Raw genomic sequence first — 13589 nt, forward strand, 5'->3', positions numbered from 1 at the left:
CCTCTCCCCGCAAGCGGGCGAGGGAGTGCACCGCATCGCCGAAAAATAGACTCGACATCGCCGTTTTCTAACGCGTGCACGCGGCAGATTTTGCCGTGTCGAAAGCCGTTTTTGCGCGCGTGAATCGCCGCCTGAATCCGCGCGCCCAGCCGTTTTATCAGCACACAGATTTCAAGCGCGCCGACCAGCATCTGGTTGCCGGCAGCGCGGGAAGCCGGAGTTTCTGATGACCGTTTCCGCCGTGAGTTCCGCAACGACCGCGACCACCACGACATCGTCCTCGTCGAGCACGTCGTCCTCGTCGTCGCTGACGTCGAGCGACTTCCTCAGCCTGCTGGTCAGCGAGCTTCAGAACCAGGATCCGCTGAACGCGACCTCGACCACCGACTTCATCAATCAGCTCACCTCCTACGCCAATTTCACCCAGCAGCAGTCGATCAACTCCAACATGTCGTCGCTGGCGAGCTCGTTCTCGAGCCTCGTGACGCTGAATTCGGTGAACTATATCGGCCACACCGTCGAGGCGAAGACCGACACATCGACGCTGAGCAACGGTTCGGCGACCTTCGGCTACTCGCTGTCTTCGGCCGCATCGGACGTCTCGATCAGCATCTCGGACTCCTCGGGCAACGTCGTCTACACCGGCACCGGAACAGGGAATTCCGGCTCCAACAGCTTCACCTGGGACGGCAAGGATTCCAGCGGAAATCAGCTCTCCGATGGCGGCCAGTACACGATCTCGGTGACCGCGACCGACAGCGCCGGCAACTCGGTGCTCAACTACACCACCGTCACCGGCACGGTGACCGGTATCGACACCTCGACCTCCACGCCCTCGCTCACGGTGAACGGCGTCGCGGTCAGCGCCGCGAACATTCTCGGCGTCACGTCCTGATCCCGCTTCCAGATCTCCTCGGAGTTTCATCATGAGTCTCACCGGCGCATTGTCTTCGGCGATCTCGGCGCTCAGCGCCCAGAGCCAGTCCCTGTCGATGATCAGCGACAACATCGCCAATTCCGACACGACCGGCTACAAGACGACGTCGGCCATGTTCGACGCGCTGGTAACGGCCTCTAGCAACACGACGTCCTACGCCTCCGGCGGTGTCACCGTCTCGGGCCGCGCCAACATCACCCAGCAGGGCTTGCTCGCCGCGACCTCCAACGCCACCGACGTTGCGATCCAGGGCTCGGGCTTCTTCGTGGTGACCGATGCCACGTCCGGCGGCACCGTCGCCTACACCCGCAACGGCGCCTTCACGATCAACAATGCCGGCTATCTCGAGAACAACGGCTATTACCTCGAGGGCTGGCGCACCGACGCGGACGGCAATGTCGTCGGAAGTGAATCGGCGAGCAATCTCGGAGCGATCAACACCCAGGTCGCCTCGACCAGCGGCAGCGCGACCACCAAGACCACGATTGCAGCGAACCTGCCGTCGGATGCCGCGACCGGCGATACCTACACCAGCTCGATGACGGTCTACGATTCGCTCGGTGCCGCGAACACGATGCAGATCACCTGGAGCAAGACCGGCACCAACACCTGGTCCGCCAGTTTCGCCAATCCGACGTCCGCTTCGGACACGACGACTGCGACAGGCACGGCCTCGGGCACGGTCGACATCACCTTCAACAGCGACGGATCGCTCGCCAGCACGAGCCCCGATCCCGCGACCGTCTCGATCACGGGCTGGACCGATGGCGCCGCCGACAGCACCATCACCATGGCCCTCGGTACGGCAGGCAAGACCGACGGACTGACCCAGTATGCCTCTGGCGAGACCACCCCGTCGGTCAACGTCACCAGCATCGATTCGGACGGCCTGTCCTACGGCAAGCTGTCCAGCATCTCGATCGGCAAGAACGGCGTCGTCGACGCCACCTATTCCAACGGCCAGACCATTGCGATCTACAAGATCGCGGTCGCGACCTTCGCCGATTCCAATGGGCTCGCCGCTTCCAGCAACGGCATCTATTCGGCGACGGTGACTTCCGGCAACGCCGCCTTGCAGGCCTCGGGCGAGAACGGCGCGGGCACGGTCTACGGCAGCGAGCTGGAATCGTCGACCACCGACACCTCCAGCCAGTTCTCGAGCATGATCTCGGCGCAACAGGCCTATTCCGCCGCCTCCCAGGTCATCTCCACCGTCAACAAGATGTACGACACCCTGATCTCGGCGATGAGGTGAGCGATGCCCAGCGAAACGGCAAACGCAGCCGGAGAGGCGCTGCTGCTGCGGCTGCGGCGGCTCCTGGCCCGGGCCGGGGCCGTCAAGAGCGCCGATCGCAGGCAATTGCTCGCGCTGCTCGATGACCTCGAGACGACAAGGGGCGACCTCCTGCGCGAATGCGCGGAGATCGAAGCGCAGATGAAGCAGGCCACGGCCAGAACGAATGCGATCGGTGCTTACTTGCGCAACTCGCAAGTCGCCCGCGGCAAACCGCATCATTAGAAGAAGGCGAGAACGATGAGTGCAGCCCAGGCCAAGATGATCAATCCCGCGAATGGGGACGCCCGGATCAAGGCGCTGATCACCTTGATCGACACGCTGACCGCGCTGGTCGCGGAGGAGAATGCGGAACTGGCCAAAGGCCTGCCGGCCTCGCGCCTGAAGCAGGTCGACGAGAAGAACCGGCTGGCGGAGATCTTCGAGCGGACTGTCGCCGACTGCGCTGCCGGCACGACCAGCCTGACCGTGCGGGACCGGATGCTGCGCGAGCAGCTGCTGGAGCGGATCCTGAAGCTGCGCGTCGCCATGGACGAGAATCTGGTGCGCCTGCGCGCGGCGATCGAAGCCAGCAACCGCCGGATCGAGGCGGTGATGCAGGCGATCCGCGAGCAGATCGCGGCGGTGTCGCCCTATGGCGCCTCCGGCCGTCTCGCCGCGCGCGCCGTGTCCAGCGGCACCAGCCGCAGCGCCTGATCAGTCGAGGAGGCCGCCGTGTCACTCGATATCGCGCGATCGATCGCCTTCAGCGGGCTGTCGGCCACGTCCGTGCAGATCAGCGTGACGTCGTCGAACATCTCGAACGCCGACACGACGGGCTATACCGCGAAGACCGCGAACCAGTCGAGCAGCGTCACCAACGGCGTCGGCACCGGCGTCACGGTGACGGGCATCACCTCGACGGTCGACAAGCTGCTGCTGAAGTCGCTGATCTCGGCGACATCCGAGCTCGGATCCGCCGACACCACGAATACCTACCTGACGTCGCTGGGCAAGCTTTACGGCTCAACGAGCAGCAGTGACAGCTCGTCAACCGGGACCTCGCTCGCCAACAGCATCGCCTCGCTGGAATCGGCGCTGTCGTCGCTGGCGAGCACGCCGAGCAGCGCCTCGCTGCAATCCAACGTCGTCAGCGCGCTCGACGACGTCGCGAGCCAGTTGCGGGAGACGTCGAGCAGCATCCAGAAGCTCCGCGCCGACGCCGATCAGGACATCGCGTCCGCGATCGACGACGTCAACACCGATCTGCAGCAGATCGCGGATCTGAACGCGCAGATCAAGCAGACGGCTGCGACCGGACAGTCGACAGCGGACCTCGAGGACCAGCGCAACACCGCGCTGCAGGATCTCGCCTCGAAGATGAACATCAACTACTTCACCGCCTCGAACGGCGATATCCAGATCTATACCAAGTCCGGCCAGGCGCTGGTCGACAGCTCCGCGCATGCGATCAGCTATACGGCGGCGGCCAATGTGACGGCGTCGACCACGTATACGGCTGGCTCCTCGTCGAGCGGCTTCAGCGCGATCACGGTGAACGGCGTCGACATCACCTCGCAGATCTCGGGCGGAGACATCGGCGCGCTCATCATGCTCCGCGACGAGACCCTGCCGAACGCGCAGTCCCAGCTCGACCAACTCGCCCAGCAGCTCGCCTCCGTGATGAACGGCGTCTCGAACGGCGCCTCCGCGGAGCCGGCGCCGACGAGCCTGACCGGCACGGCCAGCGTCAGCAGCGGCACGGCGCTGTCCGCCTCGGGCACGGTACGCATCGCCGTCACCGACCAGAGCGGCAATCTGGTCTCGTACGGCGATCTCGACCTGTCGTCCTATTCCACCGTCGGCGATCTCGTCACCGCTATCAATGGTATTTCCGGCTTGTCGGCGTCGGTCGATGCGGACGGCCATCTCGCGATCAATGCGACCGGCTCGGGCAACGGTGTCGCCATCAACGAGATGACGAGCTCGGTCGGAGCATCAAACGAGGGGTTCTCGGACTATTTCGGCCTCAACGACCTCGTGACCGGAACGAGCGCTGCGGATATCGCGGTCAACAGCAAGATCCTGTCGGGGACGAACGAGCTTCAGCTCGCGACGCTGGATTCCTCGTCGAGCCTCACCGTCGGCAGCAGCGTGCTGTCGTCAGGCTCGGCCAGCGTGGTCAACGCCTTCTACGATGCGCTGACGGCGTCCCGATCCTTCGCGTCCACCGGGGGGCTGGCCGCCACCACCGGCTCCCTGGCCGACTATGCCTCGGCCATCGTGTCGGACGTCGCCAGCAAGGCGTCGCAGGCGTCGACCACCTACACGGCAAAGGAAACCGCGCAGTCGACCTATGCCAACTCGTTGTCCTCGCAATCCGGCGTCAACCTCGACGAGGAATCCGCCAAGCTCAGCACGCTTCAGAACAAATATACCGCGGCATCCGCGCTGATCCAGGCGATCAATACGATGTATTCGGCGCTGCTCTCCGCCGTTCAGTCCTAGCGGCTGGGAGGCACGCTCATGGTCGCGATGCGGGTTGCCACCTTCGCACAGTCGAACAGGATGATCGCCGACGCGATGCGCGTGGAGTCGGTCATGGCCAACAAGCAGATCCAGGAATCGACGGGGGTGATCTCGACCGATTTCGGCGGTTACGGCTCGGACGCGCAGCACGTCGTCAACCTCCAGGTCTCGGTCACGCGCGCGCAGTCCTATGTCGATGCCGCCACGCTCGCCGACAGCAAGATCCAGGTGATGTATTCGGCGATCGGGTCGATGACCGACATTCTCACCCAGCTCCGTTCCCAGCTCAGCGCGGCCTCCACCGGCAGCTCGACAGAGTCCAATTCGGTGATTACCACCGCCCAGCAGATGTTGCAGGAGATGGGCTCGCTAATGAACACGCAGTATGACGGCCAATATGTGTTCGCCGGAGGCAAGACCGATACGGCGCCGGTCAATCTGACGAGCTTCGCCTCCGGCACCGGATCCACCACCGCGACCGACACCAGCTACTACGGGGGCGACGACGAGATCGCCGCGGTTCGGGTTGCCTCGGATGAGACGGTGTCGTACGGCGTCACCGCGGACAATTCGGCGTTCGAAGAGGTGATGCGGGTCCTGAAATTCGTGGCCAACAGCACCACGCTGTCGTCCTCGGACATTTCCAGCGCGCTCGATCTTGCCGGCACGGCGCTCGACGATACCGCGGCGGTGCAGGCACGGCTCTCGAACGCGGCGTCCTCGATCGAGACGGCGAGCGCCCGCCAGACCGACTACAAGAGCTATGCCGAGACGCTGTCCAATGACCTTACCGGCGTCGATGTCGCCGCTATCACGGCACAGCTGTCGACCTACCAGGCGCAGCTCACCGCGTCCTATTCGGCGTTGGCCAAGATCCTGAGCATCAATCTGGCGAGCTATTTAAAGTAGGCTCAACATACTCGGTGTCATTCCCCGCGAAGGCGGGGAATCCAGTACGCCGCGGCTTCTCGATTCTGTCACCGTTGTCTCTGGAATACTGGATGCCCCGCCTACGCGGGCATGACGGCGCGTGTGTGGATGTCGCTCGCCGGACGTTACTCCGCGGCGATCCGCTCCATCGCCATGGCGCGCAGCCTGGCGCGTTGGATCTTCACGCCGTTGGCGCTGTCGGTGACGGGGAAGGCATCCAAGAGATAGATTCGCGCCGGCACTTTGTAACCGGCGAGCCGCTCGCGCAGATGCGCGATCAGCGTCTCCTGCATCGGCGGCTCCCCTGCCGGGATCACGAACGCGACGCAGCGCGCCTGGCCCTTCAGATCGACCGCGACCACCTGGGCGTCGGCGACGCCGTCATAGGATTTGAGCTCGTCCTCGATCTCCCCGGGCGCGACGAGGAAGCCGCCGAGCCGCATGGCATCGCCGGCGCGGGTCTCGTAGACGAAAGAGCCGTCGCCGCGCAGCCGGCCGATGTCACCGGTGCGAAAGAACCCGTCCGCAGTGATCGCATCACGCGTCGCATCCGGGTTGTTGAAATAGCCGAGGAAGCGTGACGGCGCGCTGATCTCGATCTCGCCGGACACGCCTTCGGCCGCAAACTCTCCGGTCTCGGTGTCGCGTATGCGCACTTGCGCCTCAGGAGACATCGGCCAGCCGCCGCCCTCGATGCGGTCGGCGAAGGCATCGCCAGGCTGCGCGATCGCGAACAGGGCCTGCACCTCGCTCGACCCGTAGAGGCCGAACAGCGGCAGGCCGCGCGCCTCGGCGTCCGCAGCCAGCTCGCGCCAGCCGGGCTGGAACGCGGCGAAGCCGCAGACTTCGAGATGCGGGAACGGGCGCGGCGCATCGGTGAGGGCGAGGATGCGGCGGAACATCTCGTCCGAGCCGAACGAATGCGTGATCCTGTGCGCGCTGAGGATCTTCAGCGCCGGCGCCGCCTCGAAGGCGTCGACCACGTGAACGGTGGCACCGGCCGCGACGAAACCGAGCAGGCTCGTCATGCCGAAGGTGCCGCAGAACGGCAGCATGGCCAGCAGCGAATGGCGCTGCGGGTCGAGCCGAAGCGTCTTGGCGACGGAGACGGCGTGGCCCGCCAGCGTCCGCTGCGAATGCGCCACCAGCTTCGGCCCCTTGGTGGTGCCAGATGTCGTGTAGAGCAGCACCGGCAGATCGATGTCGTCCTGCGTCGGCGGCGCCGGCGGGTAGGGCGTGTCGAAAGCATCGAAGCGGACGCAGGGCCAGTGCGTCGGGATCGCATCCGCGCCGACCACCGCGAGCTTCTGCAGCGCGGGCACCTCGTCCTTGGCAACGTCGGCGAGGATCGCGGCAAAGTCGATCGCGCGGAAAGCCGCCTCGACCACCATCAGCCTGGCGCCGGACACGCGAAGCAGATGCGTGACCTCCGCACTGCGATAGCGCGTGTTGACGGCCGCGACGATCGCACCAAGGCGGGCGGCGGCGAACAGCAGCGCGAGCCATTCGATCCGGTTGACCAGCCAGACCGCGACCACGTCGCCCTTGCCGATGCCTTGCGCCGCAAGCCAGGCCGCGGTCTGCTCGACCTTTGCGGCGAATTCCGCGCGCGAGATCGGTGTGCCGTCGAATACGAACGCGGGATCGGCGGCCTCTCTCCGGAGCAGCGATTGCAGCGAAAACGTGTTGGCACTCATGGCAAGCGGAGTAACCCGATCTTGCGGACCTGTCTACTTGGTGCCGAACATGCGGTCGCCGGCATCGCCGAGGCCTGGCACGATGTAGCCGTGATCGTTGAGCCGCTCGTCGATCGCTGCGGTCCAGATCGGCACGTCGGGGTGTTCGCTCTCGAATTGCGCGATGCCCTCGGGCGCGGCGAGAAGGCAGACGAAGCGGATGTCGCGGGCGCCACGGGCCTTGAGCAGGGAGGCGCCGGCGCAGGCCGAATTGCCGGTCGCAAGCATCGGGTCCATCAGGATCACGGTGCGATCGGACAGGTCCTGCGGCGCCTTGAAGTAATATTCCACGGCCTGCAATGTCTCGGGGTCGCGGTAGAGGCCGATATGGGCGATGCGCGCCGAGGGCATCAGCGCCAGCATGCCGTCGAGGAAGCCGACGCCGGCGCGCAGGATCGGCGCCAGCGTTAGCTTCTTGCCGGCGATCTTGGGCGCCCGCATCGGCGCGATCGGCGTCTCGATCTCGACCAGCTCCAGCGGCAAATCGCGCGTCACCTCGTAGGCGAGCAGCATCCCGATCTCGTTCAGGATCTCGCGAAAGCTCTTGGTCGAGCGATCCTTCTCCCGCATCAGGGAGAGCTTATGCTGGACCAGAGGGTGGGCGACGACGTTGACGTTGCTGCTGGTGCTCATGAAACCGATCTACACGGTTCCCTCGAATTGCGCCAGATCGGCCGGGCCTTTTCCGAAGGGACGGCGGGTCTCAGCCGGGCCTCGCCACCGCGCTGCGGGCCCGGTTGCTCGCTGCATAGGCAGCCATGGTCAACTCGCGGTCGATCGCCGCGCGCATCGCGTCCATCGCGGGCTGGCGCAGGCGCTGTTTCGCGGTCGCATGCGACGGCTTGTGGATCGCGCGCAAGGCGGCGATAGTCTCGGTAAGGGCGGCCTCGATGGCCTCCGGCGCAACCACGCGATCCAGGAAGCCGGCCGTCAGCGCTTCCTCGGGCTCGTACATTTCACCGAGCGTGGCGGTGCGGCTGAGCCAGGCCGCATGCAGGCGACTGCGCGCCAGCTCGATGGCAAAGCTCGGCGGCGCAATGCCGATCGCGACCTCGTTCAGCCCCATGCGATGCGGCCCGCGCGCGCCCAGCCTGACGTCGCAGGCGAGCAGCAGGAACGTTCCCATCGGGAAGGCGTGGCCTTCCATCACGCCGACGGTCGGATGCGGAAACGACATCAGCCGCAGCGCAAGCTCGGCGCCGGCGCGGACCATCTCCAGGCTCTTGGCGGCATCGCCCGAGGCGAACACCTTGAGATCGAAGCCGGCCGAGAAGATGCCCGGCCGTGCCGAGCGCAGCACCACGATCTCGGCTTCGTTTTCGGCCCGGTCGAAGGCGGCGCCGATCGCGGCCAGCATCGCTGTCGACATCACATTGACCTTGCCGTCGTCGAGCCCGATCTGCGCGACACCCGACGTCACTTCGAAGCTCACTCTCATTGCCATTTGCCTCTCCTGTTCATGGACGAGGCTTGACTGTCGGAGGCTGATGTAGACCAATCAATATAATTTCGAGCGAAGGGGGTAACGCCATGCCGGCCGTGCCAAAGCACCGTCAGCCCATCATCAATGCCGCAGTGACGCTGTTCCGCCGCCAGGGATTTGCCCGAACCGGGCTGAACGACATCGTCGACGTCAGCGGTGCGCCGAAGGGATCGCTCTATCACTACTTTCCGGACGGCAAATCATCGATCGCGGTGGCGGCGGTGGAGGAGGCGGGCCGCCGCGTGGCGGCAACCGTCGCCAAGCTTGCGGAGGAGTGCGGCTCGACCGCCGACCTGTTGCGTGCCCATGCGAGACTATTGGCAGGCTGGATGCAGGGCTCCGGCTTCCGCAACGGCTGTCCGATCACGACCGTGCTGCTGGAGCTTGCGCCGCGCGAGCGCGCCGTCTCCGAGGCCGGTCGCAAGGCCTATGCGGCGCGGATATCGCTCCTGCGCGACAAGCTGATGGCCGACGGGTTTTCCAGGCCGCGCGCGGAATCGCTCGCCGTGCTCTGCACCTCAGCGCTCCAGGGCGCGCTGATCCAGGCCCGCGTCGAGCGCAGCGGCCGCCCGATCGAGGTCACGGCGGCGGAACTGGCGCGGCTGATCGAGCGGGAAGCGAGGAACTAGACCCCGAGCCCGCGCGCGAGAAGCGTGATCACGAGCGTCAGAATCGCACCCCAGATCAGGCTCAACGTCATGGTCAGGATGGTCACCGTGACCATCTGCTCGAAATTTCCGTTGAGAAACGGCATGCTAGCCGTCCGGAGTCGGGTTCGCGGTGACGCGCATGCCGAGCAGCAATGCACCCATCAAGGCGACCAGGATGGCAATCTTGAGCTCGATCATGCCGTTACCTCGCCGTGCGGGCCAGATGTCGCTTCGCCCCGTCCAGCCATCGTGCTGCCAGCGCAACCAGTGGGTTGCCCTGATTCTCGATGTCGAGCTCGAAGCTCTCGGCGGGAAATACCAGCGCGCATCGCTCCGGCGCGCTTCGGCGGTTGGCGAAATCGATCGCGGAGCTCTCGAACAGGAAGAGACCGCCGGCGCGCCCCTTCGCCTCCCGCGCGACCCAAAGCCCGGCTCGGTTACGTCCGATGAAAAAAGCGGGAATGGCGGCGCTGACGACATCGGGGTCGATTGGATTGAGTGCCGTTGCCACCTCGATTTCGGATACCGTCGTTCGCTGCTCCGGCAGGCGGTGAACGGCTTGAAGGGCGATCGCGGCCATGGCGGCCTCCTCACACATCTGTAAGGTCATGACATGCGCCGCGCCGGTCAGGCGGGAAGACGCCAGACATAGATTGCGGTCCTCAGCGCGATCAGCGCGGTGAGCACGCTGCCCATCGAGAGCAGGGCAAGCGCCTGGAGCGCGACGCGCTTGAGCTGGACCTTGCGCGCCTCTGAGATGCGCATCGCGCGTTCGGCCCCCAACGGCCGGTCAAAACCATGTGTCAAAATCGACATCGCGGAAGTCCTTGTCCTTGGCGCAGCGAGACGCCGCTCCGATCTGCCGCCTATGATGTCCATCGTTGCGTAGGATTGCGAGATGAGCGCCGGCGCGCCCGCATAGGAATGTCATAAAGACGCCGATCTTCGCGCCGGCAACCCTCTGAAGAGACCTGGGTTCCGCTTCGGTCGCGCGTCCTGAGACGGCGCGGAATCCGAATGCGTGATCCCCATCGCCGCGGCAAAGGCGAGGCGCAACCGCGGCTCCTCGATCTGCTTGCAGAACCCCTCCAGCGTGTCCGCCGCGTTCTTTGGCTGCCCGCTGATGGCCGCGCAGAGCTGGGAGCTGGCTCGCCGGAAGAAGTGAAACGTCTCGTCCGTGCGCCGTCCCCCGAGGCGATCGAGCTCCGCCGCAAGTGCTGCGACGTTGAGCCTGTCGGCTTCGTCCCGCGTCACGGCAAAGCGTAGCAGCGCCAGCTTCCAGGCGTGGAGCAGTCTTTGAGATCCATCGGCGAGGCCAAGCATGCAATTCGGACGGGCTCGCCGCGTCAGGCTCCGACGGTGTCGATCAGTTCTTCGTCGGCGATCGCCGCGAATGCGCGCACTACGCTTCTCTGCGCGGCTGCGTCCAGCGGCACGATCGGAAGGCGGGTGGCGGCCGACATCAGGCCAAGGATGTTAAGGGCGTATTTCAGCGCGGCCGGGCTTTCCTTGGACAGGCAGGCGATGAGCGGGATCAGGCGCTTGTGCAGATAGCGGGCGGATTGCAACCGACCCTGCCTGAGATGTGAGAAGATCGTGCGGCAGAGATCCGGAGCGATGTTGGCGACCTCCGAAATCGCGCCATCGCCGCCGTCCGTGATGCAAGCGAAGGCGGTGGTGTCTTCGCCCGAGAGAAAGCGAAAACCGGCCGGGAGATTGCGGGACAGCCGCATTGGACGGGTGATGTCACCACTCCCGTCGCGCAGGCCTACGAATTGGCGCGATTCGACCAGGCGCAAAAGCGTCTCGTCGGCGAGCGGGCGCAGCGTGCGGGAAGGGTTATCGTGCAGGATCACGGGCAGTCCGATCGCGCCGGTGATGGTTCGGAAATGCGCGAGCATCCCCTCCTGCATCGGTTTGTTGTACGCGGGCACTACCGACATGACGGCATCCGCGCCAGCCGCTTCCGCCCGCCGCGCCAGTTCGGTGGCGCGGCTCGTTGCGTTTGAGACCGCGCCCGCGATGACGCGCACGCGGCCGCGGGCGACCTCGACCGCGGTACGAATCACGAGCTCCTGCTCGGCCGGCGAGAGCGTCGATGCCTCACCGGCCGTCTCGCAGACGACGATGGCGGGAACGCCGGCCGCGACTTGTCGCTCGCACAGTGCGGCGAACGCCTTGAGATCGACCGCATCTGCTGCGTCGAACGGGGTCGGCAGGTCCGGAATGAATCCGGTGAACCAGGCAGCGGGAGGGATAAGCATGGTTGGCGCCGGCTCAGGCGGCGCGCTGCGCGATGATGGTATTGGGGCTCTTGGCCATGTCGAGCTCAAGCTCGCTCGGTAGCTCGACGATGGTCTCGGGATGCTGTCCGTTCTCGAACAGCGCATACTTGATCGCCTGCGCGCGGCTGATGAACAGGCCGCCATAGAGGCCGTTCTGTTCCTGAGCGATCCATTGCCCGCGGCGGTTCCTGCCGATGAAGACAATGGTCGAAGGCGAGCTGCACGAGGGAGGTTCGACGAGTTTCACGGGTTTAATCCTTCTGAACGGCGCCAGCCTGGGGATGCATGTCCTTGCCGGCGTGCTCAATATCCTCAGTCGTGAATATGATTTCGAGGGCGGGCGCGCGGCGATCTCATAGGAAGGATATAAAGCCGGAAGTGCGCCGTTCAGGCCGGATCATTGACGATATGGACGAGTGCGAACAGCGCGCCGAAGGCGACAGCTTCATCCCAATGATTGAGTGTAGCCCCGAACAGGGGCTCCCGCCTGACCAGGCCGGCGAGTGCGCACAGGATGATCGACATCCAGAGCAGGACGGCGAGGCTCCGGCCAAAGCCGACGCTGCCGAATGCGGCAAAGCCGATGAGCAGCGCAAGGCGGACGGCGAAGCGCGCGATTGCGCGCGACGGGCTCAGCATGCGCGGAATGTCCGGAGCTTGCGGCATGGCCTTGGTCCGTTGGCCGGGTCTAGCCGAAATTGTCGCAGGCGACCGGCTCGTAAAGCTGATCCAGCACAGGACGGACGGAAGGGACGCTCGGGCGCGACACATCCGCTGCCAGTGCCCGCACCTCGAGGAACGCCGACAGCAGGGCGAGCGCGAGGTCGGCATGATGGGCCTCGACCGCAGCGTCCAGCCAGTCCGGCAGCTCGCGCTCTCGTGACAGCGCGCAATGCCACTCGCCCTCGTCATAGGCAATGCGGCGGACCTGCCACATCGGCAGCTCCAGCTCCAGCAGCGCCAGCGCGGCGTCGGTCCAGGCCTGAGCCTGGATCAACTGCGTCAGGCGCGCCGTCTTTTCATTCTGTCCGAGCAAAGGGAGGCGCCGGCATGCGCACGTGATAACGTCGAGCATCAGCGGCCGCGTCATCGCATCAGCAGCGTGCAGCCGCTCGGCGAGCGAGAACGGATCATTTCGCCGAACAAGGTCGGTCATGGGAGGCCTCCTGGAGGTGGCGTCGGTCAGTCGGCCGGCGTCTCCAAGATGGCTGGAACGGCATTTGAAAACGAGATGACGACGGGGCGGGAGATATAGGGATTTCATAAATGGGGCGGGGCGCCATTCCTCCCGCCGTCCGGAGGGGGCAGCCAGACCTCCCGCCTCGAATACCTCCCGTCTGACCGCGCGAGCGGGGCGCTCTTTATGAGATTCCTATAACGTTGCCATAGCCTTCATCTCGAAAACCTATGTCAGCGCTGGCACCTCCATGCAGTGAAAATTCCGGGCAGGCGCCGCGGGACGCGGATCGCGCTTTTGGTCTGCCACAAGAGGCCCGCCCGGAGACTACCGAATAGTTGCGCCGGGACTGAGCGCAATAAGGAGAATCCCATGATGGACATTCTGATGCTGGCGCTGGGCTTTGGCTTCTTCGCGCTCGCGATCGGCTACACCTACGCCTGCGAACGGCTGTGAGGGAGCGGACCATGATCTTCGATTATGCGCTCGCTAGTGCCGTCTCGTTCGGGCTGCTGGTCTATCTCACTTACGCGCTGCTGCGGCCCGAGCGGTTCTGACCCGTGCTGCTGATTGTCGAACTACTGCTGGC

At 65.1% G+C, this 13589-nt stretch carries 20 protein-coding genes; 9 read left to right on the forward strand and 11 right to left on the reverse strand.

Annotated elements, in window-relative coordinates; all coding sequences use genetic code 11:
- Positions 1-95 precede the first annotated feature (95 nt).
- From SE92_RS37405 to SE92_RS30010, 7 genes are read left to right on the forward strand one after another with little or no spacing between them, the layout of a single operon-like run.
- Positions 96-227, forward strand: coding sequence for a hypothetical protein (locus SE92_RS37405; protein WP_283806801.1), 132 nt, complete (start codon positions 96-98; stop codon positions 225-227).
- Positions 227-895, forward strand: coding sequence for a flagellar hook assembly protein FlgD (locus SE92_RS29985; protein ID WP_063201635.1), 669 nt, complete (start codon positions 227-229; stop codon positions 893-895). The genes SE92_RS37405 and SE92_RS29985 overlap by 1 nt, the downstream gene beginning before the upstream one ends.
- Positions 896-926: 31 nt before the next feature.
- The gene (gene flgE / locus SE92_RS29990; protein WP_063201637.1) at positions 927-2192 is read left to right on the forward strand and encodes a flagellar hook protein FlgE; all 1266 of its coding nucleotides are present in this window, start codon (positions 927-929) and stop codon (positions 2190-2192) included.
- Positions 2193-2195: 3 nt separating this feature from the next.
- Positions 2196-2456: a hypothetical protein gene (locus tag SE92_RS29995; RefSeq protein WP_063201639.1), complete on the forward strand. Its 261-nt coding sequence runs from the start codon at positions 2196-2198 to the stop codon at positions 2454-2456.
- Between the two features lie 15 nt (positions 2457-2471).
- Positions 2472-2927 (forward strand): hypothetical protein, encoded by a 456-nt coding sequence (locus SE92_RS30000; protein ID WP_063201642.1) that lies wholly within the window; start codon positions 2472-2474, stop codon positions 2925-2927.
- Positions 2928-2945: 18 nt separating this feature from the next.
- Positions 2946-4718, forward strand: coding sequence for a flagellar hook-associated protein FlgK (gene flgK / locus SE92_RS30005; RefSeq protein ID WP_063201645.1), 1773 nt, complete (start codon positions 2946-2948; stop codon positions 4716-4718).
- A gap of 60 nt (positions 4719-4778) precedes the next feature.
- On the forward strand, positions 4779-5648 hold the full coding sequence (locus SE92_RS30010) for a flagellin (RefSeq protein WP_245324832.1): 870 nt from the start codon (positions 4779-4781) through the stop codon (positions 5646-5648).
- Between the two features lie 146 nt (positions 5649-5794).
- Here the strand turns inward: SE92_RS30010 and SE92_RS30015 are convergent, their stop codons facing one another.
- The 3 genes from SE92_RS30015 to SE92_RS30025 form a co-directional block, all read right to left on the reverse strand.
- Entirely contained in the window at positions 5795-7366 is a 1572-nt protein-coding gene (locus tag SE92_RS30015; protein WP_063201650.1) for an AMP-binding protein, read from the reverse strand.
- A gap of 33 nt (positions 7367-7399) precedes the next feature.
- Positions 7400-8038: a uracil phosphoribosyltransferase gene (upp, locus tag SE92_RS30020; RefSeq protein ID WP_063201653.1), complete on the reverse strand. Its 639-nt coding sequence runs from the start codon at positions 8036-8038 to the stop codon at positions 7400-7402.
- A 70-nt stretch (positions 8039-8108) separates the two neighbouring features.
- Complete coding sequence (locus tag SE92_RS30025) at positions 8109-8849, reverse strand: crotonase/enoyl-CoA hydratase family protein (RefSeq protein WP_063201656.1); 741 nt, start codon at positions 8847-8849, stop codon at positions 8109-8111.
- Between the two features lie 86 nt (positions 8850-8935).
- Here SE92_RS30025 and SE92_RS30030 point away from each other — a divergent pair, with 86 nt between their 5' ends.
- Positions 8936-9517 carry a TetR/AcrR family transcriptional regulator gene (locus SE92_RS30030; protein ID WP_063201658.1) on the forward strand — a complete coding sequence of 194 codons (582 nt, stop codon included), beginning with the start codon at positions 8936-8938 and terminating at the stop codon, positions 9515-9517.
- On the opposite strand, the gene SE92_RS37410 is transcribed toward SE92_RS30030, so the two are convergent.
- The 8 genes from SE92_RS37410 to SE92_RS30065 all read right to left on the reverse strand — a co-directional run bounded on the left by SE92_RS37410 (position 9514) and on the right by SE92_RS30065 (position 12979).
- Positions 9514-9642 carry a hypothetical protein gene (locus SE92_RS37410; protein ID WP_283806802.1) on the reverse strand — a complete coding sequence of 43 codons (129 nt, stop codon included), beginning with the start codon at positions 9640-9642 and terminating at the stop codon, positions 9514-9516. The two genes, SE92_RS30030 and SE92_RS37410, sit on opposite strands and share 4 nt — an antisense overlap.
- A gap of 98 nt (positions 9643-9740) precedes the next feature.
- On the reverse strand, positions 9741-10118 hold the full coding sequence (locus SE92_RS30035; RefSeq protein WP_502686784.1) for a hypothetical protein: 378 nt from the start codon (positions 10116-10118) through the stop codon (positions 9741-9743).
- Between the two features lie 47 nt (positions 10119-10165).
- Positions 10166-10354: a hypothetical protein gene (locus tag SE92_RS30040; protein ID WP_063201663.1), complete on the reverse strand. Its 189-nt coding sequence runs from the start codon at positions 10352-10354 to the stop codon at positions 10166-10168.
- A gap of 111 nt (positions 10355-10465) precedes the next feature.
- Positions 10466-10861, reverse strand: coding sequence for a hypothetical protein (locus SE92_RS30045; RefSeq protein ID WP_063201665.1), 396 nt, complete (start codon positions 10859-10861; stop codon positions 10466-10468).
- Between the two features lie 23 nt (positions 10862-10884).
- Positions 10885-11802 (reverse strand): 4-hydroxy-tetrahydrodipicolinate synthase, encoded by a 918-nt coding sequence (gene dapA / locus SE92_RS30050; protein WP_063201668.1) that lies wholly within the window; start codon positions 11800-11802, stop codon positions 10885-10887.
- A 13-nt stretch (positions 11803-11815) separates the two neighbouring features.
- Positions 11816-12070 carry a hypothetical protein gene (locus SE92_RS30055; protein WP_063201671.1) on the reverse strand — a complete coding sequence of 85 codons (255 nt, stop codon included), beginning with the start codon at positions 12068-12070 and terminating at the stop codon, positions 11816-11818.
- Positions 12071-12210: 140 nt separating this feature from the next.
- A complete protein-coding gene (locus SE92_RS30060; protein WP_063201673.1) occupies positions 12211-12489 on the reverse strand; it encodes a hypothetical protein in 279 nt (92 codons plus the stop codon).
- Positions 12490-12511: 22 nt separating this feature from the next.
- On the reverse strand, positions 12512-12979 hold the full coding sequence (locus SE92_RS30065) for a hypothetical protein (RefSeq protein ID WP_063201675.1): 468 nt from the start codon (positions 12977-12979) through the stop codon (positions 12512-12514).
- Positions 12980-13467: 488 nt separating this feature from the next.
- Between SE92_RS30065 and SE92_RS30070 the strand changes: the two genes are divergently transcribed.
- A complete protein-coding gene (locus tag SE92_RS30070) occupies positions 13468-13557 on the forward strand; it encodes a K(+)-transporting ATPase subunit F (protein WP_063203846.1) in 90 nt (29 codons plus the stop codon).
- Positions 13558-13589: the final 32 nt, after the last annotated feature.

The organism is Bradyrhizobium sp. AT1, from assembly GCF_001590795.1.
GTDB lineage: Bacteria > Pseudomonadota > Alphaproteobacteria > Rhizobiales > Xanthobacteraceae > Bradyrhizobium.